This is a genomic window from Mesorhizobium sp. WSM1293, assembly GCF_000513875.1.
Taxonomy (GTDB): Bacteria; Pseudomonadota; Alphaproteobacteria; order Rhizobiales; family Rhizobiaceae; genus Mesorhizobium; species Mesorhizobium ciceri.
In genome coordinates this window covers 30,748-53,185 of record NZ_AZUV01000008.1, presented here as the reverse complement: position 1 = coordinate 53,185, position 22,438 = coordinate 30,748, and the positions used below count along the sequence as shown (strand labels likewise).

20 protein-coding genes are annotated in these 22,438 nt (G+C 62.2%); 8 read left to right on the top strand and 12 right to left on the bottom strand.

The features are described 5' to 3' along the window. Nucleotides 1-44: 44 nt before the first annotated feature. Both M729_RS0110100 and M729_RS0110095 read left to right on the top strand, forming a co-directional pair. Nucleotides 45-608 (top strand): DUF1003 domain-containing protein, encoded by a 564-nt coding sequence (locus M729_RS0110100; protein ID WP_024503559.1) that lies wholly within the window; start codon nucleotides 45-47, stop codon nucleotides 606-608. Further along, entirely contained in the window at nucleotides 605-1,192 is a 588-nt protein-coding gene (locus M729_RS0110095) for a DedA family protein (RefSeq protein WP_013531898.1), read from the top strand. Before M729_RS0110100 ends, M729_RS0110095 begins: the two co-directional genes overlap by 4 nt. Nucleotides 1,193-1,195: 3 nt before the next feature. Here the strand turns inward: M729_RS0110095 and M729_RS0110090 are convergent, their stop codons facing one another. From M729_RS0110090 to M729_RS0110080, 3 genes are all read right to left on the bottom strand, one after another. Further along, nucleotides 1,196-1,783 (bottom strand): hemerythrin domain-containing protein, encoded by a 588-nt coding sequence (locus tag M729_RS0110090; RefSeq protein WP_027161483.1) that lies wholly within the window; start codon nucleotides 1,781-1,783, stop codon nucleotides 1,196-1,198. A gap of 40 nt (nucleotides 1,784-1,823) precedes the next feature. After that, the gene (locus M729_RS0110085; RefSeq protein WP_024503562.1) at nucleotides 1,824-2,183 is read right to left on the bottom strand and encodes a diacylglycerol kinase; all 360 of its coding nucleotides are present in this window, start codon (nucleotides 2,181-2,183) and stop codon (nucleotides 1,824-1,826) included. Nucleotides 2,184-2,264: 81 nt separating this feature from the next. Further along, the gene (locus tag M729_RS0110080) at nucleotides 2,265-2,681 is read right to left on the bottom strand and encodes a GFA family protein (RefSeq protein WP_027161482.1); all 417 of its coding nucleotides are present in this window, start codon (nucleotides 2,679-2,681) and stop codon (nucleotides 2,265-2,267) included. A gap of 412 nt (nucleotides 2,682-3,093) precedes the next feature. On the opposite strand from M729_RS0110080, the gene M729_RS0110075 reads away from it, so the two are divergent. The 3 genes from M729_RS0110075 to M729_RS0110065 all read left to right on the top strand — a co-directional run bounded on the left by M729_RS0110075 (nucleotide 3,094) and on the right by M729_RS0110065 (nucleotide 5,351). After that, nucleotides 3,094-4,161, top strand: a complete 1,068-nt coding sequence (locus M729_RS0110075; protein WP_027161481.1) for a GGDEF domain-containing protein — start codon at nucleotides 3,094-3,096, stop codon at nucleotides 4,159-4,161. Between the two features lie 88 nt (nucleotides 4,162-4,249). Beyond that, entirely contained in the window at nucleotides 4,250-4,624 is a 375-nt protein-coding gene (locus M729_RS0110070; protein ID WP_027161480.1) for an MbcA/ParS/Xre antitoxin family protein, read from the top strand. Beyond that, nucleotides 4,584-5,351 (top strand): RES family NAD+ phosphorylase, encoded by a 768-nt coding sequence (locus M729_RS0110065; protein WP_013531904.1) that lies wholly within the window; start codon nucleotides 4,584-4,586, stop codon nucleotides 5,349-5,351. Before M729_RS0110070 ends, M729_RS0110065 begins: the two co-directional genes overlap by 41 nt. Nucleotides 5,352-5,420: 69 nt before the next feature. Here the strand turns inward: M729_RS0110065 and M729_RS0110060 are convergent, their stop codons facing one another. The 3 genes from M729_RS0110060 to M729_RS0110050 form a co-directional block, all read right to left on the bottom strand. Further along, nucleotides 5,421-6,794, bottom strand: a complete 1,374-nt coding sequence (locus tag M729_RS0110060; protein WP_013531905.1) for a 3-deoxy-7-phosphoheptulonate synthase class II — start codon at nucleotides 6,792-6,794, stop codon at nucleotides 5,421-5,423. 134 nt (nucleotides 6,795-6,928) lie between these two features. Beyond that, nucleotides 6,929-10,426 (bottom strand): transcription-repair coupling factor, encoded by a 3,498-nt coding sequence (mfd, locus tag M729_RS0110055; RefSeq protein ID WP_013531906.1) that lies wholly within the window; start codon nucleotides 10,424-10,426, stop codon nucleotides 6,929-6,931. Nucleotides 10,427-10,499: 73 nt separating this feature from the next. Continuing rightward, on the bottom strand, nucleotides 10,500-10,787 hold the full coding sequence (locus M729_RS0110050) for a succinate dehydrogenase assembly factor 2 (RefSeq protein WP_013531907.1): 288 nt from the start codon (nucleotides 10,785-10,787) through the stop codon (nucleotides 10,500-10,502). 92 nt (nucleotides 10,788-10,879) lie between these two features. Here M729_RS0110050 and recG point away from each other — a divergent pair, with 92 nt between their 5' ends. After that, the gene (gene recG, locus M729_RS0110045; protein ID WP_027161479.1) at nucleotides 10,880-12,988 is read left to right on the top strand and encodes an ATP-dependent DNA helicase RecG; all 2,109 of its coding nucleotides are present in this window, start codon (nucleotides 10,880-10,882) and stop codon (nucleotides 12,986-12,988) included. On the opposite strand, the gene M729_RS0110040 is transcribed toward recG, so the two are convergent. The 6 genes from M729_RS0110040 to M729_RS0110015 form a co-directional block, all read right to left on the bottom strand. Continuing rightward, on the bottom strand, nucleotides 12,940-13,695 hold the full coding sequence (locus M729_RS0110040; RefSeq protein WP_013531909.1) for a DUF502 domain-containing protein: 756 nt from the start codon (nucleotides 13,693-13,695) through the stop codon (nucleotides 12,940-12,942). The genes recG and M729_RS0110040 overlap by 49 nt on opposite strands. 80 nt (nucleotides 13,696-13,775) lie before the next feature. Next, complete coding sequence (locus tag M729_RS0110035; protein WP_027161478.1) at nucleotides 13,776-14,078, bottom strand: HigA family addiction module antitoxin; 303 nt, start codon at nucleotides 14,076-14,078, stop codon at nucleotides 13,776-13,778. Between the two features lie 32 nt (nucleotides 14,079-14,110). Then, on the bottom strand, nucleotides 14,111-15,934 hold the full coding sequence (gene glmS, locus M729_RS0110030) for a glutamine--fructose-6-phosphate transaminase (isomerizing) (RefSeq protein WP_027161477.1): 1,824 nt from the start codon (nucleotides 15,932-15,934) through the stop codon (nucleotides 14,111-14,113). A gap of 172 nt (nucleotides 15,935-16,106) precedes the next feature. Next, entirely contained in the window at nucleotides 16,107-17,465 is a 1,359-nt protein-coding gene (gene glmU, locus M729_RS0110025) for a bifunctional UDP-N-acetylglucosamine diphosphorylase/glucosamine-1-phosphate N-acetyltransferase GlmU (protein WP_027161476.1), read from the bottom strand. A 147-nt stretch (nucleotides 17,466-17,612) separates the two neighbouring features. Next, nucleotides 17,613-18,050 (bottom strand): hypothetical protein, encoded by a 438-nt coding sequence (locus M729_RS0110020; RefSeq protein WP_027161475.1) that lies wholly within the window; start codon nucleotides 18,048-18,050, stop codon nucleotides 17,613-17,615. A gap of 82 nt (nucleotides 18,051-18,132) precedes the next feature. Next, nucleotides 18,133-18,879 (bottom strand): cytochrome c biogenesis CcdA family protein, encoded by a 747-nt coding sequence (locus M729_RS0110015; protein WP_013531914.1) that lies wholly within the window; start codon nucleotides 18,877-18,879, stop codon nucleotides 18,133-18,135. Nucleotides 18,880-19,063: 184 nt separating this feature from the next. Here M729_RS0110015 and M729_RS0110010 point away from each other — a divergent pair, with 184 nt between their 5' ends. After that, the gene (locus M729_RS0110010) at nucleotides 19,064-19,441 is read left to right on the top strand and encodes a hypothetical protein (RefSeq protein ID WP_024503571.1); all 378 of its coding nucleotides are present in this window, start codon (nucleotides 19,064-19,066) and stop codon (nucleotides 19,439-19,441) included. A 359-nt stretch (nucleotides 19,442-19,800) separates the two neighbouring features. Then, nucleotides 19,801-22,437 carry a type I DNA topoisomerase gene (gene topA / locus M729_RS0110005; RefSeq protein WP_027161474.1) on the top strand — a complete coding sequence of 879 codons (2,637 nt, stop codon included), beginning with the start codon at nucleotides 19,801-19,803 and terminating at the stop codon, nucleotides 22,435-22,437. The last annotated feature ends 1 nt before the right edge of the window (nucleotide 22,438 follow it).

Below are 22,438 nucleotides of genomic sequence, written 5' to 3'. Positions count from 1 at the left end.
CAGCCTCTACCTCTTACGGCAAGCCTAAGACCCTGGAGATGGCCATGAACAAGACGATCGACGATCTGGCGAACCGCTGGCTCAAGCGGCGGCCGGACGGCCTCAGCCAGCTCGAAAGCCGGGTGCTGCAATCGACGCTCGAACGCACCACCATCTCGCGCGACACCAACAAGGCCGTTGCCTTCCACCAGACCTTCGGCGACCGGCTTGCCGATACGATCGCCCGCATCGGCGGGTCATGGTCCTTCATCCTGACCTTCATCGCCTTTCTGGTCTTATGGACGGCGGGCAATGTCTGGCTGCTGTCGCGTGACGCCTTCGATCCCTACCCGTTCATCTTCCTCAATCTCGTTTTGTCGATGGTAGCCGCCTTGCAGGCGCCTGTGATCATGATGGCGCAGAACCGCCAGACCGAACGCGACCGCATCGACGCCGCCCACGATTACGAGGTCAACCTGAAAGCCGAGATCGAGATCATGGCGCTGCATGAAAAGCTGGATGAACTGCGCCACGGCCAGATTCTCGGCATGCGCGACGAGATCGTGCAACTGACCGAGATGATCAAGCGGATCGACGAAAGGCTGTCTTCGCAGCAGTCGGCTTCATGACCGACGCGATCCACCATTTCATCGAACAATACGGGCTGCTCGCGGTCTTTGTCGGTTGCATCGCGGAGGGCGAAAGTGCTGCCATTCTCGGCGGCTTCTTCGCCCACCAGCAGGTCTTCGTGCTGTGGCACGCCGTCCTTGCGGCCGGCCTCGGCGCCTTTGTCGGCGACACTTTTTTCTTCATCCTCGGACGAAGCTTTGCCGACCATCCCTATGTCGTCAGATTGCGCAAGCGGCCCGGCTTTCGCCGCGCCTTTCGCCTGCTCAACACCCATCCCGACATTTTCGTGCTGTCGAACCGCTATATCTACGGCATGCGTCTCGTCGGCGGCATTGCAGCCGGGCTCTCCAATATCACAGCGCCGCGCTTCGTCATCCTCAACGCGCTTTCATCGGCGGTCTGGGCGGTGCTGTTCGGTACGATCGGTTATGTCTTTGGACTTGGCGCAGAGCACTTCATCGGCCAGGCGCTGATGCATCACGAACGGTTGCTGATCGGTCTTGGCATCGGCCTGACCGTGGCCGTTCTGGCATGGCTCGTCGCCCGTCACATCGCCAGGAGGGAACGCGCCAGGGAAGGCTGATCGTCAATCCACCCCGAGCGCCCGATCCCCCCGATCGAGGATGAGCGGGACGATCAGGTCTTCCTCGTCGGCAAGATGTCTTGTCAGCATGGCGATCAGCCGGCTGTTTTCGTCGGCATAGGCGTCGGCTGCAAAGCGCTGTCTGTCTTCGCTCTCCTGCAGCGTCTTGATGAAGGCATTGGCCGCCTCGGCATTGCGCTCCAGCCCTTCATGGATGGTGTGGTGGTCGGCATCGAGAATCTCGAAGCCGCGCTTCAAACGGGGCTCGGCCTTGGCGAATACCGGGAAATATTGATAATCCTCGACATTGTGGTGACCGTCGAGATGCCCAAGAAAATGATTGAGGCGCGGCGCGAACCAGCGCGCGAAATCAGGCGCCGTCAGCCGTCCCTCACGGAAGTCGTCAATGCCGTTGGCCAGCATGCCGCCGAGTTCGCGGAACATGTCGTGCCGCTGCAGCCACATATTGGCGATGCCGTGGACGTTGGCATGGTCCTGCCAGTTTTCACGCGGGTATTTTTCGACGAGCCAGCGCAGATCGTCTGGCAGGCCCACGCGTTCGAGAAGCAGAAAATTGACGGCCCCGGCCATGACAGTCTCCTTTGGTGACTGGCATATAGGCATCGAAAGGCTAGATCGGTAGCCCAGTGATCCGCTCGATAATGGCGATGCCCCAGACACCGGCGACGATGAGCACCGAAATCAGCACCGCCAGCGAACCGCAATCCTTGGCCAACTGGATGTCGACATTGAACTCGCGGCTGAAAGCGTCGCATGCCGCCTCGATGCCGGTGTTAAGCACCTCGACCATGATCAAGAGCAGCACCGCGCCGATCAGCAAGGCATAACCGCGCCACGAGATCGAAACGAACCAGCCGAGCGGCAGTGCCAGCGCCAGCAGCATCAGCTCCTGCTGGAAAGCCTTCTCGCTGGCAGCCAGCTTGCGAAACGCCCGCACCGAATTGAAATAAGCGTCGATCAGCCGCTGCATGCCAAACCCCTTTGCGAATCACCGGCACGGGATAATGCAATGGCTGGCCAGATCAATGGAATAAGGTGACTTGTCCAAGATTCATTCAGCAACCGGTATGGACGATGTCGACTTTTCAAACTGCGGCAGCCCGTCGTCGATCGAATAATAGTCGCCCTTGTCACCGACGAAGATATGGCATTCCCCCTCAAGACCTGTCGGCTTGTCGAACGATCCCGCCATGACTGAAACGTAGTCCTGGTCTCGCGGCTTCCAGAACAGCACCGACCCGCATGCCTTGCAGAACCCACGCCTGGCGAAGGTAGAGGCTTCGTACCAGGTGATACTTTCCACGCCATCGATCACGATGTCGACATTGGCAACATTGGTCGCGGCATAGAAATGTCCGCTCTGCTTGCGGCATTGCGAGCAATGACAATAGACGACGCCACGCAACGCTCCGTTCGTTCTGAAGCGGACGGCTCCACACAGACACGATCCTTGGTGACCACCACTCACGTCGATCCTCCTTGAAAGAAAAGTGCCTGGCATCGCCTTCAGGATTCCAGCTTTGCGGCGCACGCACGCAAGCAAATGCGACATGTACTGGCGTGGAGAATCCGAAAATTCGGTTTCATTTTGAAGCGTGCGATGCGCGAATCGCGAATTCAGGCCGCTGCACCGGCGTTGTTTCCAACTGTTGGACGCGCGAACCAGAGCTTTTACAGCCCGCAGACAGAGAAAACCCGCGGAACCTTCGCCAGTTAAGAGAACTTTAGCGACAGCGCATTTATGGTCACCCTGCAAGTGAAGGCCGTGGGTGGGGACGCATCCCTTCGCAAGTTGTTCCGAAGCGTCGGTCGCATTCCCCAGGGTTCGGCGACAAAAGGGGATCCGCGAATTCCGCGGATCATCCGGGGGAAGAACCATAATGCAGCCGGCAGCTGTCCCGACCGAACGCACCGACATCGCAGCCACTGTTGTCGCGACAATGCGCCAGTTGGGCGTGCTCGGCCTGCCGCGCAATTACGAGATCTTCTATGAGGCCCTGAGCGGCACCAATCGCGAACTCAGCCTGGCCGTCGTTTCGCTGAGCAGCCGGCCGACACAGGATGAACTGGATCAGATCGGGCGCACTTTCTTTGCCCACAACCATGGTCCTGGCATCGTCGAGCATGCCCGAGACGTCATTGCCAGGGAGCTCGAGGAGGTTGCTTCACTGCTGCGGAGCGAGCGCAGCCATATCGAGAAATACGGCAGGATCCTCGATGAGACATCGAGCGGCCTCAACGGCCGCAGCCTTCTCTCCCAGGATCTTTTGCACAAGATCGCCAACGCCATGGCGGTTGCCACCAATTCGACGATCGATCACGGCCGGCAGGTGGCCTCGACGCTCAGCGACAAGACGGCCGAACTCGAGACCGTCAAATCGAAGCTCGAGGAATACAAACGGTTGGCCGACACCGATCCCTTGACCCACATCTGGAATCGCCGCGCCTTCGACAAGGAAATCACCAGGATCTACAACAGCAACAGGGGTATCCTGTTCAACGCCCTGGTCCTTGCCGACATCGACCGCTTCAAGGACATCAATGACCGCTTCGGCCACCCGGTCGGCGACAAGATCATCCAGAGCATCGCCGATATCTTCCAGACCAGCATTCGCGGCGACATGTTCGTTGCTCGCACCGGCGGCGAGGAGTTCGCGCTGATCGTCGAGGGCGCCAGCGAGGACGCCACCTATGACGTTGCAGAGCGTATTCGTGCCCTGATCGAGCAGACGCCGTTCACCAGCAGCCAGACGGGCACGAATTACGGCACCGTCACCGTCTCGATGGGTATCTGCATGGCGTCCGAAGCCGAAGGACCCGAAGATCTCTACACCAAGGCCGACCGGGCGCTCTATCGCTCGAAGGTCAGCGGCCGCAACCGCGTCACCAGACACTCGACGATGGCTGGCCGAGCCGGCAAGAGCTGGCTGCTCTACAAGAAGGACTGAGTCTCCCGTTTGCAGATTGTTTTGCGTCCGTCCCTTTCCATATGAATTTTTGTGGCTATATTTTCCACAGAAACAGGAAGGCGTCGCAATGCAATCTCAAACCGCCGCCAAGACAGCCGAGAATGCAGTCCTGACCAAGGCCACGCTGCGCGCGGCCGATCTGCTGGACATCACCGCCAGAATGCTGGCCTCGGTGATCGGAGTTTCGGAGGCCACGGTTTCGCGCATGCGCAGGGACGAATTCCTGCTCGAGCGCGGCACCAAGCCATTCGAGCTTGCCGTGTTGTTCGTCAGGCTGTTCCGCTCGCTCGACGCCATTGTCGGCGGCGACGCGGTCGTCGCCCGGGCATGGCTGAAGAACGCCAACACGGCGTTCGACGCTGCTCCGCTTGAAAAGATCCTCACCATCACCGGGCTCGTCGATGTCATTGCCTATCTGGACTCCCGACGCGCTCTCGTCTGAGACCGTCGGCATCGACAGCAAGTACTGGCGCATGGTCGAAGCGCAGCACCATGTCTCGACGCTGAAAATCGTCGACACGCTCGACGAACAGGCGATGCTGGAAGACCTGATCGAGGAAACCAAGCCGCAGATCCCAATTGAATGCCGCCATCTCCACTATCTCCTGGCGACGCCCTTCCGCTACGGCTCGGTCTATCCGCACGGTTCGCGCTTCCGCCGTGCCGGCAGGACCAAGGGCGTCTACTATGCGGCCGAGACCATGATGACCGCGGTGGCCGAAATGGCCTTCTACCGGCTGCTGTTCTTTGCCGAGTCGCCCAAAACACCCTGGCCAAGCGACGCCGCCGAATACACGGCCTTTGCGGCCGCGATCAAATGCGCCAAGGTGATCGATCTCACCCGGCCGCCGCTCGATCGTGACGCAACGGCATGGACGCATCCGACCGACTATGCCGCTTGCCAAGCCATTGCCGATACTGCCCGCGAGGCCGGGCTGGAGGCGATCCGCTACCGCTCGGCGCGCGATCCCAAGGGCGCCAACATTGCGCTGCTGACCTGCCGCGGCTTTGCCAAGGCAAAGCCGCTGGAGCCGCGGACCTGGCGCATCCGGCTTGGTGCGTTCGGCGTGCAGGCGATCTGCGAGTTTCCGGAAAAGCGCATCGAGTTTTCAAGGACGGCGTTTGCTGACCCCAGACTCGCCGGCCTGCGCTGGGAACGCGGGCACTGAACCAACCAAAAGAAAAGCGCCGGATTTCTCCAGCGCTTTTTCCGTCAGCCGTTCAGGCCGAAATCGAGCTTAACCGTTCGCAACCTGCTTGTGCTGCACCGGGTGGCTCTTCTTGAGCAGGTCTGACACCAGGAACGCCAGTTCGATCGCCTGGTCGGCGTTGAGGCGCGGGTCGCAATGGGTGTGGTAGCGGTCCTGCAACTCCTCGGCGGTGATGGCGCGCGCGCCACCGGTGCATTCGGTGACGTTCTTGCCGGTCATCTCGACATGGATGCCGCCCGGATGCGTGCCTTCGGCGCGGTGCACTTCGAAGAAGGTCTGAACCTCCTTCAGGATGCGGTCGAACGGCCGCGTCTTGTAGCCGGCGGCCTCGATCGTGTTGCCGTGCATCGGGTCCGACGACCACACCACGGAGCGGCCTTCCTTCTGCACCGCGCGAACCAGCTTCGGCAGATGGTCGGCGACCTTGTCGGAGCCGAAACGTGCAATCAGCGTCAGCCGGCCGGGTTCATTTTCGGGGTTGAGCAAGTCGATCAGTTCCAGCAAGCCGTCCGGCGTCAGCGACGGACCGCATTTCAGGCCGAGCGGGTTCTTGATGCCGCGGCAATATTCGACATGCGCATGGTCGGGCTGGCGGGTGCGGTCGCCGATCCAGATCATATGGCCCGAGGTAGCGTACCAGTCGCCGGAGGTCGAATCGACACGCGTCAGCGCCTCCTCGTAGCCGAGCAGCAGCGCCTCATGGCTGGTATAGAAATCGGTCTCGCGCAGCGCGTAGTTGGTTTCCGAAGTGATGCCGACGGCCTTCATGAAGTCCATCGTCTCGGTGATGCGGTTGGCGAGCGACTCGTATTTCTCGCCCTGCGGGCTGTCGGACACGAAGCCGAGCATCCAGCGGTGCACATTCTCCAGGCTGGCATAGCCGCCTTGCGCGAAGGCGCGCAGAAGGTTGAGCGTCGCCGCCGACTGGCGGTACGCCATCTCCTGGCGAGCGGGATCCGGAATGCGCGACTTCGGGTCGAATTCGATGCCGTTGATGATGTCGCCGCGATAGCTGGGCAGCGTCACCTCGCCCTTGGTCTCGTTGTCGGACGAGCGCGGCTTGGCGAACTGGCCGGCAACGCGGCCGACCTTGACCACCGGCTGCGCGCCGGCGAAGGTCAGCACCACCGACATCTGCAGGAAGACGCGGAAGAAGTCGCGGATGTTGTCCGCGCCGTGCTCGGCGAAGCTCTCGGCGCAATCGCCACCCTGAAGGAGGAATGCGTCACCGGCAGCGACCGAAGCGAGCTGCTTCTTGAGCTTGCGCGCCTCACCGGCAAAAACCAGCGGCGGAAAGGTTGCGAGCTGGGCTTCCGTGTTCTTCAGCGCGGCGAGGTCCGGATAAGCAGGAACCTGCTTGATCGGCTTTGCTCTCCACGAATTCGGCGACCATTTCGTCATCGCTGCACCCAACGCTCTTTCCAGCGGCCTATACTCCGCCATTCCCGCCCCAATTGGGGATCGCGGCTCCATACACGAAGCCGATTTCCTATTCTAGACCGGAATTTCAGCGCTGGCGAATGGTCCGAGGCTAGCTACGCCGCCTTCTCCACCAGCCGTGCCAACTGCGTCATGACGACCGCCGAGCCCGCCAGCCTCTTCTCGGCTGTCGGCCAGTCGCGCACGAAGACGACACTGTGGTCCGGCCGGATCTTGGCCAACGATCCCTGTTCGCCAATGAACTTGACCAGCCCGACCGGGTTGGAGAATTCGCGCTTGCGGAAATGGATGACGACGCCCTTCGGCCCGGCGTCGAGTTTTTCGACATTGGCCTTGCGGCAGAGCGCCTTGATGAAGACGATCTTCAACAGATGCTTCACCTCCTCCGGCAGCGGGCCGAAGCGGTCGATCAGCTCGGCGCCGAAAGCGTCGATTTCCTCGGTGTTTTCGAGATCGCCGAGACGGCGATAAAGCGCCAGCCGGAGCTGCAGGTCCGGAACATAGCTTTCCGGGATCATCACCGCCGTGCCGACGGCAATCTGCGGCGACCAGCCGCCATCCTGCACCTCGCCCGAATCCTTCACCTCGGCGACGGCTTCTTCCAGCATCTGCTGGTAGAGTTCGAAGCCGACCTCCTTGATGTGTCCGGACTGCTCCTCGCCGAGAAGATTGCCGGCGCCTCTGATATCGAGGTCGTGGCTGGCCAGTTGGAAGCCGGCGCCCAGAGTGTCGAGCGATTGCAGCACCTTGAGCCTCCGCTCGGCGGTGTCCGTCAGCTTGCGGTTGGCCGGCAGCGTGAACAGCGCGTAGGCCCGCACCTTCGAACGGCCGACGCGGCCGCGCAATTGGTAGAGCTGCGACAGGCCGAACATGTCGGCGCGGTGGATGATCAGCGTGTTGGCGGTCGGAATATCAAGGCCGGATTCGACGATGGTGGTCGACAACAGCACGTCGTACTGGCCGTCATAAAAGGCATTCATGATGTCGTCGAGTTCGCCCGGCGGCATCTGGCCATGAGCCACCGCCACCTTCAACTCCGGCACGGATTCCTTCAGGAAATCATGTATTTCCGAGAGATCGCTGATGCGCGGCACCACATAGAAGGAATGGCCACCGCGATAGCGTTCGCGCAGCAGCGTCTCGCGGATCACCAGCGGATCGAAGGGCGATATGAAGGTGCGCACCGCCATGCGATCGACCGGCGGCGTGGCGATCAGCGACAGCTCGCGCACCCCGGTCAACGCCAGTTGCAGCGTTCGCGGGATCGGCGTCGCCGACAGCGTCAGCACGTGCACGTCGGTCTTCAGGTCCTTCAGCCGTTCCTTGTGCTTGACGCCAAAATGCTGCTCTTCGTCGATGATCAGCAGACCAAGGTTCTTGAACGAGATCGCGGAACCGAGCAGCGCGTGCGTGCCGATGACGATGTCGACCTGGCCTTCGGCGATGCCTTTCTTGGTCTCGGCCAGTTCCTTGGCGCCGACCAGCCGCGACGCCTGGGCGACGCGGATCGGCAGGCCGGAAAACCGCTGCGAAAACGTCTTGAAATGCTGGCGTGACAGCAATGTCGTCGGCACCACCACCGCCACCTGAAAACCTTCCATTGCCGCGATGAAGGCGGCACGCAGCGCCACTTCGGTCTTGCCGAAACCGACATCGCCGCAAATCAGCCGGTCCATCGGCTTGCCGGCAGCAAGATCGTCGCGCACCGAATCGATGGCCGTCTGTTGGTCGTCGGTCTCTTCATAGGGAAAGCGGGCGGCGAACTCGCCATAGAGGCCTTCTGCCGGCACCAGTGGCGGCGCCGAGCGCATCTGCCGCTCGGCGGCGATGCGGATCAACTGACCGGCCATGTCGAGCAGGCGCTTCCTCAGCCGCGCTTTGCGCGACTGCCAGGCGCCGCCGCCAAGCTTGTCCAGCGTCGCCTCGGCCGTGTCAGAACCGTAGCGCGACAGGAGTTCGATGTTTTCCACCGGCAGGAACAGCCGGTCGTCGCCGGCATAGTGGATTTCCAGGCAGTCATGCGGTGCGCCGACCGCTTCGATGGTGCGCAGGCCAATGAAACGGCCAATGCCGTGGTCGGCATGGACGACAATGTCGCCGGCCGACAGCGCCGAGGCCTCGGCAATGAAATCCGAGGGACGCTTCTTGCGTTTCGAGCGCCGGATCAGCCGGTCGCCCAAAATGTCCTGTTCGGCGACGACGACCAGTTTTTCGGTCTCGAAGCCGGATTCGAGCGGCAGCACCGCCAGGGCCGCCTGCCCCGGCTCGAGCTTTTCGGCTTCCGCCAGCGTCACGACCTGCTTGAGGTTGCCGAGATGGTGTTCGGCGAGGATCTGGCCAAGCCGGTCGAGCGAGCCTTCGGTCCACCCGGCGATGACGACGCGGCGGCGCGCCGCGCGCTCATCGGCGATGTGTTTGACGACGACATCGAACACGTTGGCGTTCGGATCGGCGCGCTCCTCGACGAAGCTGCGGCCGTGGCGCGAACCGGCGTGATAGACCTTCTTGGCGCCAATGTCGGGCGCGTCGAATGGCGTAAAGTCGATCGCTTCGCGCGGCCCGAGCGAGGTGATCAGGTTTTCCGGGGAGAGATAGAGCAGGTCCGGCGCGACTGGCTTATAGGGCACCGCATCCTTCAGCGCGCCGTCGGCCTGCTTCCTGCGCGCCTCGTAGTGATCGAGGATCAGCGTGTGGCGCTCGGCCAGCGCCTCATGCGCCAGATGGTCGAAGATGACAGGCGTGTCAGGCAGATAGTCGAACACCGTCTCCAGCCGTTCGTAAAAGAACGGCAGCCAGTGCTCCATGCCAGCGAAGCGACGCCCTTCGCTGACCGCCGCATAGAGCCCGTCGTCGCGCTGCGGTGCGCCGAAGGCTTCGATATAGGAGCGGCGGAAGCGACTGATGGTTTCCGGCGTCAGCGCCACCTCGCTCATCGCTTGCAGCGCCATCGACTTGCGTTGACCGGTGGTGCGCTGCGTGGCGGCGTCGAACACACGGATCGATTCCAGCGTGTCGCCGAAGAAATCGAGCCTGAGCGCCTCGGTCCAGCCGGGAGCGAACAGGTCGAGAATGCCGCCGCGCACCGCGAACTCGCCGATGCCGCGCACTGTCGGCACACGCTCGAAACCGGACGTTTCCAGCCGCGAGACCAGTGCGTTCATGTCGATCTGGTTGCCGGGCCTGGCATGAAAAGTCTGCGCCTCGACCAACTCGGACGGCGGAATGCGCTGCAGCAGCGCATTGGCGGTGGTGAGGATGACGGCGCGGTGCGGCTTCTTCGCCAGAGCGATCATGGCGGTCAGCGCGTCGAGGCGCTTGGCGGCCGCATCGGAGCCGGGCGAGACGCGGTCGTAGGGCAAGCAATCCCAGGCCGGCAGTTCCAGCACCGGCAGGCCGGGGGCCGCGAAGGACAATGCCTCGATGATCGCCGGCAGGCGCTGACCGTCGCGCGCGACGAACAGAACCGGCTTGTCGGGCGCGATCTCGAGCGCCGCCTGCACCAGCGCAAAGGCTTCGTAGCCGTCGGCGACGCCATCGACGATGAACTGACCGGCGCGGCCTTTCGGCAGACCGATGGTGGGAATGAGGCTCATGAAATCACGGTCTTGTTTTATCGCAATTCCGAACGGAAAACCGCTTCGTTACTTTTCCTGGAATTGCTTGTGTTCAGAATGTCAGAGAGCGGCGGAAAGCCAGGATCTTTCGCAGGACGGCACAATCGATATCGGCCGGAACCGGGCGTTCGCCGGTGACCATGGGCAGGAATTCGGTATCGGGAATGTCGAGGAGCCTCTCATATTGGTCGATTTCCTCGTTGGTCAAGACGCCGATCTCAGCGTCGGCGAAAGTGCCGAGGATCAGGTCCATTTCGCGCATGCCGCGATGCCAGGAGCGAAACAGAAGCTTGCGGCGGCGCACGTCCAGCCCCTCGCTTGATCTCGTCGTTCCGGTCATCGTACCGCATCCTTGCTTGCTGCGGCGCATATAGCGTGGATAGAAGGGGCTGTCAGCCTTGCGCTGCCGCCGTCGCAACATAAGCTGACATCATGCGCCCGACCATCCTCGATCCCTTGTTTGTCCCGATCACGTCGCTTGCAGGCGTCGGACCGAAAGTCGGCGCGCTGATCGAGAAGGTTGTTCCGGCCGATCTCGGCGACCGCGCGGCGCGTGCCGGCGATCTTCTGTTCGTGCTGCCGCACACCGTCATCGACCGGCGCAGTCGGCCTGGTATCGCGGGATCCGCGGAAGGCCAGATCGTCACGCTCGATGTGCGCATCGACCGCCACCAGCCGCCACCGCGTGGCAATAGGTCGGTGCCCTACCGGGTCTTCGCCCATGACGATACCGGAGAGATCGCGCTGACCTTCTTCCATGCTCACGCCTCCTATCTCGAAAAGGCGATGCCCGAGGGCGAGCATGTCGTGGTCTCGGGCCGCATGGAATGGTTCAACGGCCGCCCGAGCATGGTCCACCCCGACCATATTGCGCTGGCCAGCGAGGCGGAAAACCTGCCGCTGGTCGAACCGGTCTATCCCCTGACAACCGGGCTCTCGGGCAAGGTGCTGCGCCGGGCGATCGGCCAGGCGCTGACGCGCGTGCCTGAATTTCCCGAATGGCAGGACGGCGCCTTCATGCGGCGGCACACCTTTGCGGCCTTTGGCGATGCGCTTGCCCGCATCCACAATCCGGCCGACCCGATTGACGTCTCCATCGATGGTGCCGCCTGGCGGCGGCTCGCCTATGACGAGTTGCTGGCGGGCCAGGTCTCGCTGGCGCTGGTGCGAGCGAAAGTCCGCAGGCTGTCCGGGCGACCCCTGGTCGGCGACGGCCGCATCGTCGAAAAACTGCGGGCCGCACTGCCCTATTCGCTGACATCAAGCCAGGAGTTTGCGCTGGCCGAAATCAATGCCGACCTCGCCGACCCAGAGCGCATGCTGCGGCTTCTGCAGGGCGATGTCGGTTCCGGCAAGACCGTCGTCGCGCTGCTGGCCATGGCGCGTGCCGTCGAGGCCGGCGGCCAGGCAGCCTTGATGGCACCGACCGAAATCCTGGCGCGCCAGCATCTGGCGACCATCACGCCGCTTGCCGCCAAGGTAGGGCTTCGCATCGCCATCCTCACCGGTCGCGAGAAGGGCCGCGAACGCACGGATACGCTGGCCGGCCTGGCAAGCGGCGAGATCGACATCGTCGTCGGCACCCACGCGCTGTTCCAGGAGACCGTCACCTTCAAAGACCTCGTCTTCGCCGTCATCGACGAGCAGCATCGTTTCGGCGTCCATCAGCGGCTTGCCATCACCGCCAAGGGCGACGCGCCAGACATGCTGGTGATGACGGCCACTCCTATCCCGCGCACCCTGGTGCTGACCGCTTTCGGTGACATGGACGTGTCGAAACTGACGGAAAAACCGGCCGGCCGCCAGCCGATCCGTACCGTTACGCTGCCGCTCGAGCGGCTCGACGAACTGGTCGACCGCATGGTGGACGCCGTCGCCGGCGGCCAGAAGATCTACTGGATCTGTCCGCTGGTCGAGGAATCCGAAGAGATCAAACTGATGTCGGCCGAAGACCGCTTCGCCTCGCTGAAACCATTGTTCGGCGATCGCATCGGTCTCGTTCACGGCCGCATGAAGGGTGCCGAGAAGGACGAGGCGATGCGCGCCTTCAAGCAGGGCGAGACACGCATCCTGATCGCCACCACCGTCATCGAGGTCGGCGTCGACGTGCCGGACGCCACCGTCATGGTCATCGAGCATGCAGAGCGCTTCGGCCTTGCCCAACTGCACCAGCTTCGCGGCCGGGTCGGACGCGGTGACAAGCCTTCCTCATGCGTGCTGCTCTACAAGGACCCGCTCGGCGAGACCGCAAAACGCCGGCTGTCGGTGATGCGCGAGACCGAGGATGGGTTCCTGATCGCCGAGGAGGACCTGAAGCTGCGCGGCGAAGGCGAATTGCTGGGCACCCGCCAGTCGGGCACGCCGGGCTTCCAGGTGGCTCGCATCGAGGCGCATGCCGACCTTCTGGAGGCCGCCCGCGACGATGCCAGGCTGATCCTGTCACGCGATCCGGAGCTGCAATCGCAGCGTGGTGAGGCGTTGCGCCTGCTGCTTTACTTGTTCGGTCGCGACGAAGCCGTGCGGCTTCTGCGCGCCGGCTGAGCCAGGGCGGCAACCGAAGGGTTGGCGAGCATCCCTTCGATCGGCTCGCCATTCACGACAACCATTTGCTTTACTTCGGGCGCCACCAGACCGGCGGAGACGATCAGCTTGGCGCCATCCTCGATCGTCATGTCGAGCAGCACGATGTCCGACTTCGGCACATACATCAGGAAGCCCGTGGTCGGGTTTGGCGTGCACGGCATGAATACGGCAATCAGCGGATCGCCTTCCTGGTCGAGCTTCTGGTTGATCTCGGTTTCCTTTTCACTGGCGACGAACACCAGCGACCACACGCCCTTGCGCGGATATTCGACCAGCCCGACCTGGCGGAACATGTCACCCTTGTTCGACAGCACGGTCTCGAAAATCTGTTTCAGCGAGCCGTAGATGCCGCGCACCAGCGGCATGCGGCCAAGCAGGCGCTCGCCGAAATTGACGATGGCGCGGCCGACGATGTTTGCCGTCAGGAAACCGATCAGCGTGATCAGGATAAGCGCCACGATCAGTCCGAACCCCGGCACCGGAAACGACAGGTAGGTGTCAGGGCTGTAGCGGGCCGGAATATAAGGCTTCACCCAGGAATCGACCCAACCGATGAACGACCAGGCAATGTAGGCGGTGATCGCCAAGGGCGCGCAGACGATGAAGCCCGTGAGGAAATAGTTCCTCAGCCGGGTCATGCCGGAGGTCTTGGGAGCGTCGGACATGGTTCACCGGAGCGCGGGTTGCAGCGCAACATTAGTGAACCGGACGAAGCTTTGGAACTGCGAAGTTTTTAAAGAGCCGATTATGCCGCTACTTCCAACGGCTCAATCTTCTCGAGCTCCGGCGCCAGCTTTCTGGCTTCGGTTTCAAGCTCATAGGCCTGTTGAAAATTCATCCAGAATTCGGGCGTGGTGTTGAAAAATCTGGCGAGGCGAAGAGCGGTATCGGGAGTCAGGCCGATCTCTTCCTTGGCAATGCGTTCGATACGGGTGCGCGGAAGGTTGAGCTTTTTCGCCAGCGCGCCTGCACTCATGCCGAGCGGGACGAGATATTCTTCACGCAGGAATTCTCCAGGATGAACTGGACGTGCGAACTTCGATGCCATTCGGCTCAACCTCCGGTCTGGAAGGGCAAAACCTATTCCACCGTCACCGATTTCGCCAGATTGCGTGGCTGGTCGACGTCGGTGCCCATGAACACGGCGGTGAAATAGGCCAGCATCTGTATCGGCAGCGCATAGATGATCGGCGAGATGATTTCGGGCACATCCGGCAGCACGATTGTTTCCATCGTCTTCACGCTCACCTGCGCTGCGCCCTTGCTGTCGGTGATCAGGATGATCTTGCCGCCGCGCGCCGCCACCTCCTGCATGTTGGAAACGGTTTTCTCGAAGATCCGGTCATGCGGCGCGATGACGATGACCGGCATGTTCTCGTCGATCAGCGCGATCGGCCCATGCTTCAGTTCGCCGGCTGCATAGCCTTCGGCGTGGATGTAGGAGATTTCCTTGAGTTTCAGCGCGCCTTCCATGGCCAGCGGGAAGTTGGTGTCGCGGCCGAGATAGAGCACGTCCTTGTAGCGCGAGAGTTCGCGCGCGATCCGCTCGATCTGCTCTTCAAGCTTGAGCACCTGGTTGGCGTAGCGCGGCGCCTCCGAAAGCGCGCGCACCAGGGTTTTCTCCTGTTCCTTCGAAATCATACCGCGCGCCACGCCGGCGCGCACCGCAAGCGCGGCCAGCACGGAAAGCTGGCAGGTGAAGGCCTTGGTCGAGGCGACGCCGATCTCGGGTCCGGCAAGTGTCGGCAGCACGACGTCGGATTCGCGCGCCATGGTCGATTCGCGCACATTGACGATCGCGCCGATCTTCATGCCGGCTTTGCGGCAATAACGCAGCGAGGCCAGCGTGTCGGCGGTCTCGCCCGATTGCGAGATGAAAAACGCCGCATCGTTCTTCGACAGCGGCATTTCGCGGTAACGGAATTCGGAGGCGACATCGATGTCGACGGGCAGGCGCGCGTAGCGTTCGAACCAGTACTTGCCGATCAGGCCGGCCAGATACGCCGTGCCGCAGGCCGAGATCGCCAGCCGACCAATTTTGGCGAAGTCGAACGGCAGGTCGAGCGGCTTCGACACTCCGGAGACGAAATCCACGTAATGCGCCAGCGTGTGCGAGATCACCTCGGGCTGCTCATGGATTTCCTTTTCCATGAAATGGCGCCGGTTGCCCTTGTCGACCATGAAGCTGGTCGACAGCGACTGCTGGCGTTTGCGCTCTACCTTTGTGCCGCCGATATCGAAGATCTCCACGCCGTCGCGGCGTACCACCGCCCAGTCGCCATCTTCCAGATAGGTGATCGAATTGGTGAACGGGGCGAGCGCGATGGCGTCGGAGCCCAGGAACATCTCGCCATCGCCATGGCCGACGGCCAAAGGCGGACCGTTGCGGGCGCCGACGATCAAATCCTCGTCGCCTTTGAACATGATCGCCAGCGCAAAGGCGCCTTCCAGCCGCTTCAGCGCCTGGTGCGCGGCTTCGACCGGATTCAGCCCCTTGGCGAGTTCGCGGGCCACCAGATGCGCCACGACCTCGGTGTCGGTCTGCGACGAAAAAGAATAGCCGTCGCGGACCAGTTCGTCGCGCAGTTCGGCGAAATTCTCGATGATGCCGTTGTGGACGATGGCGACGCCGTCGGAAAAATGCGGATGCGCATTGGTCTCGTTGGGCACGCCATGCGTCGCCCAGCGCGTGTGGCCGATGCCGATCGTGCCATCGAGCGGCTCGTCCTTGAGCCGGCGCTCCAGGTTGATCAACTTGCCTTCGGCACGGCGGCGGGCGAGTTCACCACGCTCGATGGTCGCGACGCCGGCCGAATCATAGCCACGGTACTCCAACCGCTTCAGCGCATCGACGATGAGCGGCGCAACCTGCGAGTGGCCGACGATTCCAACGATACCGCACATGCAGAAAGCCCCCGATTCCCCGGAAAACCAGCGCTATTTAGGGATGGCCGGCCTGCCGTGGAAAGTCACATTGCATTTCGTCCCGTATAACGGAACGCTCATTCTGTCGATGCACCATGACAGGCCGCTCTTGCAATCCGGTTACTGCAATCGTTCGGTTTGCGGGCTGGTCTTACTTTTTCTTCGCCGCCGCCGCCGAAGCAAAGCGCTCGCGCAACTCCTTGCCCTTGCCTGGAATGGTCTTCTGGCGGGCGCGGCCGAAGGCCAGCGCGTCGTCGGGCACGCTTTCGGTGATCACGCTGCCTGAGGCGATGTAGCCGCCCTTGCCGATGGTGACAGGCGCCACCAGCGACGAATTGGAGCCGACAAAAGCGCCCTCGCCGATGTCGGTGAAGAATTTCGAATAGCCGTCATAATTGCAGGTAATGGTGCCGGCGCCGATATTGGCCCCAGCACCGACACGGGCGTCACCGATATAGGTCAAATGGTTGACCTTGGCGCCCTCTTCGATAACCGCCTGCTTGACCTCGCAGAAATTGCCGACCTTGGCCTTGTTCCTGAGATCGGCGCCCGGCCGCAGCCGCGCGTACGGCCCGACATCGCAATTGGACGCAATGGTGGCGCCCTCGATATGGCTGAAGGCATGGACCTTGGCGCCCGTGGCAATCTTCACGCCCGGACCGAACCAGACATGGGGCTCGACGATCGTGTCAGTGCCGATCTCGGTGTCGTGCGAGAAATACACGGTCTCCGGCGCGATCAGCGTCACGCCCGACAGCATCGCCTCATGCCGCCGGCGCGCCTGCCAGATGGCTTCGGCTTGCGCCAGTTCGGCGCGGTTGTTGATGCCGAGCGCGCTTTCGAAACTGGCTTCGGTGGCCACGACATCGAGGCCTCGCGCACTGGCGATCTCGACAATATCGGTAAGGTAATACTCGCCCTTGGCATTCTTGTTGCCGACCCGATCGAGCAGCGCCAGCGCATGGGCGCCGGCCACCGCCATCATGCCGGCATTGCAGAAGGTTATTTTCCTCTCCTCCTCGGAGCAGTCCTTCTCCTCGCGGATGGCAATCAGCTTGCCGTCCTTTTCGATCAACCGGCCATAACCAGTCGGACTGGGCGGACGGAATCCGATCACGACGACGGCAGCGCCTTCAGCCAGTTTCAGCCGCGCCACGGTCAGCGCATCTGCGTCGATCAGCGGCGTGTCCCCGAACATGATCAGGATATCGTCATAACCCTTTGATATTGCATCGCGCGCGGCAAGCACGGCGTGCGCGGTGCCAAGGCGCTTTTCCTGCACGAAAGTCTCGGCCTTGGGCGCGAACTTTGCCGCGGCCTTGCGCATCTCGTCGGCGCCATGGCCGATCACCAGCGCCTGGCTGCCGGCACCCGCCTCTTCCGCTGCCTTCACCACATGGGCGACCATCGGCAGCCCGGCAATCTGGTGCAGCACCTTCGGCAGCACGCTCTTCATGCGCGTGCCTTCGCCGGCGGCGAGGATGACGGACAGGCAGGATCTCTGGCTCATGGGACGGCAACCATATGAAAGGGTTGGGAATCAAGACAGGATAGCAGTGGGCCCATGCTTCACCAATGCGGTTAAATTCCGGTGAGATGGCGGAGCAGCTGACTCTTAATCAGCGGGTCTTAGGACAGAATTCGGCAGTCAGCACCCCTACAACAGGCCGTGTTTCCTGAATTCCGCCTGCTCGTCACCCGATATCCAGCCAAACACCTTCAGCTTGCCATCGCGCTTTTCGACGAGATAGGTGACCGCAAAGTCGATGGTCACGAGACTCCCATCCTTGCGTTCATAGTCACCGGACCAGTTTACCTCAGCCACGCAATGGTCCTGATCGATTGGCATCACCGAGACATCGACGCAGGTCATTCTCTTGCTGCCGAGGGCACTATAGGCCTCAAAACCCTTTGTCATAATGGCCTTCAACTGCTCGCCATTCTCGCCAACCATGACCGCCGCCGGCGTCACCGAGACAAAACCCGCCGAATACATGTCCGCGACGTCGTTGAGATCGACGATGTCGGCGATCGCGTCATTGTAGATTTTCTCATAGGCCTTGAAGAATTTTCGCACATCCGCCTTGGCTACCATTCTCGCCTCCCGGCTCGAAAAAGTGTTGGTCAACGGCACTGCAAATGCGGGCTGGTGTGCATCGTTCCCGTGCGGGGGGAGACTACCCCAGCCGCCCCAGCACTGGAAAATTCTCCAGCAGCCAATACGACACGGTCTGCACGCCACCAGTCAGAAAAAACACGCCGGCGATCACCAGCAGCGCGCCGATGGCCTTTTCGACGCGGCCGAGATGGACGCGGAATTTGCCGAGGAAGCGCATGAAGGCGCCGGAAAACAGCGCTGCGATCAGGAACGGGATGCCCAGCCCCAGCGAATAGGCGGCGAGCAGCAGCGCGCCCTCGCCCACCGTTTCACGGCCGCCGGCCAGCGTCAGGATCGGTCCCAGAACCGGGCCGATGCACGGCGTCCAGCCGAAGGCGAAAGCCAGCCCCATGACATAAGCCGCGACCGCACTTGCCGGCTTTCCCTGTGACTGGAAGCGCGCCTCGCGTGACAGCAGCGGAATGCGCAGGACGCCGAGGAAATTCAGGCCCATCAGGATGATCAGCACGCCTGCGCCCATGGCCAGCGGCTCCTGCCAGACGCGCAGCAGCCGGCCGATGGTCGAGGCGCCGGCGCCGAGCGCGACAAAGACGGTCGAGAAGCCGAGCACGAAGGCGATCGAAGAATAGATCAGCGCGCCGCGTGCGCCTTCACGCGCTGTCGCACCCGCATTGCCACGGAAATCGTCGACCGAGACGCCGGCCATATAACAGAGATAAGGCGGCACCAGCGGCAGCACGCAAGGCGACAGGAACGAAATCGCCCCAGCCCCGACCGCGCTGACATAGCCGATGTCCAATGCCATTTCCAAGAACTCCAATGTCGTGACGCCGATATAGCGACGCGCAGCCTTGTCCACCAATCACCATTGTGTTGGCAAGATCATCCATTGCCCGACGCACTTGCCTGGAAGAAACGACAGCCCGCAGGCGTTGACGCTGTGAGGCCGCGATTCCCGCGCGTCTCCAGATATCAGTCAGGAGATTTCCATGAAAACCATAACCGCAGGACTGGCAGCGCTTCTGCTCAGCACCGCCGCATCCTTCGCTGCCGACGCGTGGAAGGAAGCCGAGGTCAATGGCGCCAAGATCTACACCGACGCCAACGGCATGACGCTTTACACCTATGACAAGGACGAGAAGGGCAAGAGCAACTGCTACGACAAATGCGCCACCAACTGGCCGCCGCTGAAAGCCGAAGCCGGCGCCAAGGCGGATGACGAGTGGAGCGTCGTCGACCGCACCGACGGCACCAAGATGTGGGCCTATGACGGCAAGCCGGTCTACACCTTCATAAAGGACAAGAAGCCCGGCGATGTGACCGGCGACGGCGTCGGCGAAGTCTGGCATATCGTCAAGGCCGACTAAGCACGCCAGTCCCGCTGCTGGCGGGACAAGGGCTGGTCGCCGGGCATCTCCATGCCATCCGGCGGCCGGCATCGAACAGCCCGTTATAATGTCGCCCGTCCTGGTTTGGGCAGCATTTCAACGACTCGGCGGAAAAATGAATCGGGTCGTTTCCGCTGACTCAGACCCACCATCTGCCTTTCCCAAATTCTGTGATTTTCTCCATACACTCTAAGAGTGTATTGCTGCGGACCGGCCCGCAATTTGGGCGCTTCCCCTTGACCGGATGCAAAAGCGCGGCCATGTGAGCGACAAATAGAACGAGATTTCGTCGCGCGCAGCGGAATTCTTCTGCCGCACCACAGCTGATATGAGACCTCATGGACGTCGTCGTCGTCGAATCGCCGGCCAAGGCGAAGACAATCAACAAATACCTCGGCAAGAACTACAAGGTTCTGGCCTCGTTCGGCCATATCAGGGACTTGCCGGCCAAGGATGGCTCGGTGCGTCCGGATGAGGATTTCGCCATGTCCTGGGCGGTCGACACCGCCTCCGGCAAGCGCCTCGCCGACATCGCCAAGGCGGTCAAGGACGCCGACGGCCTGATCCTCGCCACCGATCCGGATCGCGAAGGCGAAGCGATTTCCTGGCATGTGCTGGAAGTTCTGAAGCAGAAGCGCGCGCTGAAGGACAAGCCGGTCAGCCGCGTCGTCTTCAACGCCATTACCAAATCGTCGGTGCTGGAAGCGATGGCCAATCCGCGCCAGATCGATGCGCCGCTGGTTGATGCCTATCTCGCCCGCCGGGCGCTGGATTATCTCGTCGGCTTCACGCTGTCGCCGGTGCTGTGGCGCAAGCTGCCGGGCGCCCGTTCGGCCGGACGCGTCCAGTCGGTTGCGCTGCGTCTCGTCTGCGACCGCGAATCCGAGATCGAGCGCTTCATCCGCGAGGAATACTGGCAGATCGCTGCACTGCTGGGCACGCCGCGCAACGAGAATTTCGAAGCGCGGCTGACCGCCTTCGATCGCAAGAAGCTGCAAAAGCTCGACATTTCAAACAAGGCGCAGGCCGACGACATCAAGTCGATGCTCGAAGGCGCAACCTTTAAGGCGGTGTCGGTAGAAGCCAAGCCGACCAAGCGCAATCCCGGCCCGCCCTTCACCACCTCGACGCTGCAGCAGGCCGCCTCGTCGGGTCTCGGCTTCTCGGCCAGCCGCACCATGCAGGTGGCGCAACGCCTCTATGAAGGCATGGAGATCGGCGGCGAGACCACCGGTTTGATCACCTATATGCGAACCGACGGCGTGCAGATGGCACCCGAGGCGATCGACGCCGCACGCGATGCCATTGCCAAGGAATTCGGTCCGAAATACCTGCCGGAAAAGCCGCGCCAATATACGGCCAAAGCCAAGAACGCCCAGGAAGCGCACGAAGCGATCCGCCCGACGGATTTCATGCGCACCCCGGCATCGGTCAGGCAATATCTCGATTCCGACCAGATGCGGCTCTATGAGCTGATCTGGAAGCGCGCCATCGCCAGCCAGATGCAGCCGGCCGAAATCGAGCGCACCACCGCCGAGATCGAGGCGGTCAATGGATCGCGCACCGCGGAGCTGCGTGCCATCGGTTCGGTCGTTCGGTTCGACGGTTTCATCGCCGCATACACCGACCAGAAGGACGACGATGCGGAAGACGAGGAAAATCGTCGGCTGCCCGAGATCCGTGCCGGCGAGCAGCTAGCGCGCCAGGCGATCAACGCCACCCAGCACACCACCGAGCCGCCGCCGCGCTATTCCGAGGCGTCGCTGATCAAGAAGCTGGAAGAGCTCGGCATCGGCCGGCCTTCTACCTATACGGCGATCCTGAAGACGCTCGAGGACCGCGACTATGTCACCATCGACAAGCGCCGGCTGGTGCCGCAGGCCAAGGGCCGGCTGCTGTCGGCTTTCCTCGAAAGCTTCTTCAAGCGCTATGTCGAGTACGACTTCACCGCGTCCCTCGAGGAAAAGCTCGACGAGATTTCGGACGGCAAGCTCGCCTGGAAGGACGTGCTGCGCGATTTCTGGAAGGATTTTTCCGGCGCCGTCGCCGACATCAAGGAACTGCGCGTCACCGACGTGCTGGATGCGCTCAATGAAGAGCTGGCGCCGCTGGTGTTCCCCGCGCGCGAAGACGGTTCGAATCCGCGCATCTGCCCGAAATGCGGCACCGGCAATCTGTCGCTGAAGCTCGGCAAGTTCGGCGCCTTTGTCGGCTGCTCCAACTATCCCGAATGCTCCTTCACCCGTCAGCTCGGCGACGCCGCCAACCCCCATGGTGAGAATGGCGGCGGCGAAGACGGCACCAAGGTCATCGGCAAGGACCCCTATACGTCAGAGGAAATCACGCTACGCAGCGGCCGCTTCGGCCCCTATCTGCAACGCGGCGACGGCAAGGAAGCCAAGCGCTCCAGCCTGCCCAAGGGCTGGACGGCAGAGTCGATCGACCACGAAAAGGCGCTGGCGCTGCTGTCATTGCCGCGCGATGTCGGCCAGCATCCGGAAACGGCCAAGATGATCTCGGCCGGGCTCGGCCGTTACGGCCCGTTCGTGCTGCATGACGGCACCTATGCCAATCTCGAAAGCATCGAGGACGTGTTCTCGATCGGCCTCAACCGCGCCGTGTCGGTGATCGCCGAGAAGCAGCTGAAGGGCAAGGGCGGCCGCAATGGCGGCACGGCCGCTGCGCTCAAGGAGCTCGGCGACCACCCCGATGGCGGCGGCAAGATCGTCGTGCGCGACGGCAAATACGGGCCTTACGTGAATTTCGGCAAGGTCAATGCTACGCTGCCCAAGGGCAAGGATCCCCAGTCGGTGACGATGGAGGATGCGCTGGCGCTGATTGCCGAGAAGGAAGCCAAGGGCGGCGGCGGCAAAAAGCCGTTCCGCAAGGCGGCCGCGGCCAAAGCTCCGGCAACCAAGAAAGTAGCCGCCAAGAAGCCGGCTGCTAAGAAGCCGGCCGCGAAGAAAAAAGGGTAGG

Bases quoted from the DNA above. Each gene is read 5' to 3' on its own strand.
- M729_RS0110100 (WP_024503559.1), top strand. From the start codon at position 45: ATGAACAAGACGATCGACGATCTGGCGAACCGCTGGCTCAAGCGGCGG.
- M729_RS0110095 (WP_013531898.1), top strand. From the start codon at position 605: ATGACCGACGCGATCCACCATTTCATCGAACAATACGGGCTGCTCGCG.
- M729_RS0110090 (WP_027161483.1), bottom strand. From the start codon at position 1,783: ATGGCCGGGGCCGTCAATTTTCTGCTTCTCGAACGCGTGGGCCTGCCA.
- M729_RS0110085 (WP_024503562.1), bottom strand. From the start codon at position 2,183: ATGCAGCGGCTGATCGACGCTTATTTCAATTCGGTGCGGGCGTTTCGC.
- M729_RS0110075 (WP_027161481.1), top strand. From the start codon at position 3,094: ATGCAGCCGGCAGCTGTCCCGACCGAACGCACCGACATCGCAGCCACT.
- M729_RS0110070 (WP_027161480.1), top strand. From the start codon at position 4,250: ATGCAATCTCAAACCGCCGCCAAGACAGCCGAGAATGCAGTCCTGACC.
- M729_RS0110065 (WP_013531904.1), top strand. From the start codon at position 4,584: ATGTCATTGCCTATCTGGACTCCCGACGCGCTCTCGTCTGAGACCGTC.
- M729_RS0110060 (WP_013531905.1), bottom strand. From the start codon at position 6,794: ATGACGAAATGGTCGCCGAATTCGTGGAGAGCAAAGCCGATCAAGCAG.
- mfd (WP_013531906.1), bottom strand. From the start codon at position 10,426: ATGAGCCTCATTCCCACCATCGGTCTGCCGAAAGGCCGCGCCGGTCAG.
- M729_RS0110050 (WP_013531907.1), bottom strand. From the start codon at position 10,787: ATGACCGGAACGACGAGATCAAGCGAGGGGCTGGACGTGCGCCGCCGC.
- recG (WP_027161479.1), top strand. From the start codon at position 10,880: ATGCGCCCGACCATCCTCGATCCCTTGTTTGTCCCGATCACGTCGCTT.
- M729_RS0110040 (WP_013531909.1), bottom strand. From the start codon at position 13,695: ATGTCCGACGCTCCCAAGACCTCCGGCATGACCCGGCTGAGGAACTAT.
- M729_RS0110035 (WP_027161478.1), bottom strand. From the start codon at position 14,078: ATGGCATCGAAGTTCGCACGTCCAGTTCATCCTGGAGAATTCCTGCGT.
- glmS (WP_027161477.1), bottom strand. From the start codon at position 15,934: ATGTGCGGTATCGTTGGAATCGTCGGCCACTCGCAGGTTGCGCCGCTC.
- glmU (WP_027161476.1), bottom strand. From the start codon at position 17,465: ATGAGCCAGAGATCCTGCCTGTCCGTCATCCTCGCCGCCGGCGAAGGC.
- M729_RS0110020 (WP_027161475.1), bottom strand. From the start codon at position 18,050: ATGGTAGCCAAGGCGGATGTGCGAAAATTCTTCAAGGCCTATGAGAAA.
- M729_RS0110015 (WP_013531914.1), bottom strand. From the start codon at position 18,879: ATGGCATTGGACATCGGCTATGTCAGCGCGGTCGGGGCTGGGGCGATT.
- M729_RS0110010 (WP_024503571.1), top strand. From the start codon at position 19,064: ATGAAAACCATAACCGCAGGACTGGCAGCGCTTCTGCTCAGCACCGCC.
- topA (WP_027161474.1), top strand. From the start codon at position 19,801: ATGGACGTCGTCGTCGTCGAATCGCCGGCCAAGGCGAAGACAATCAAC.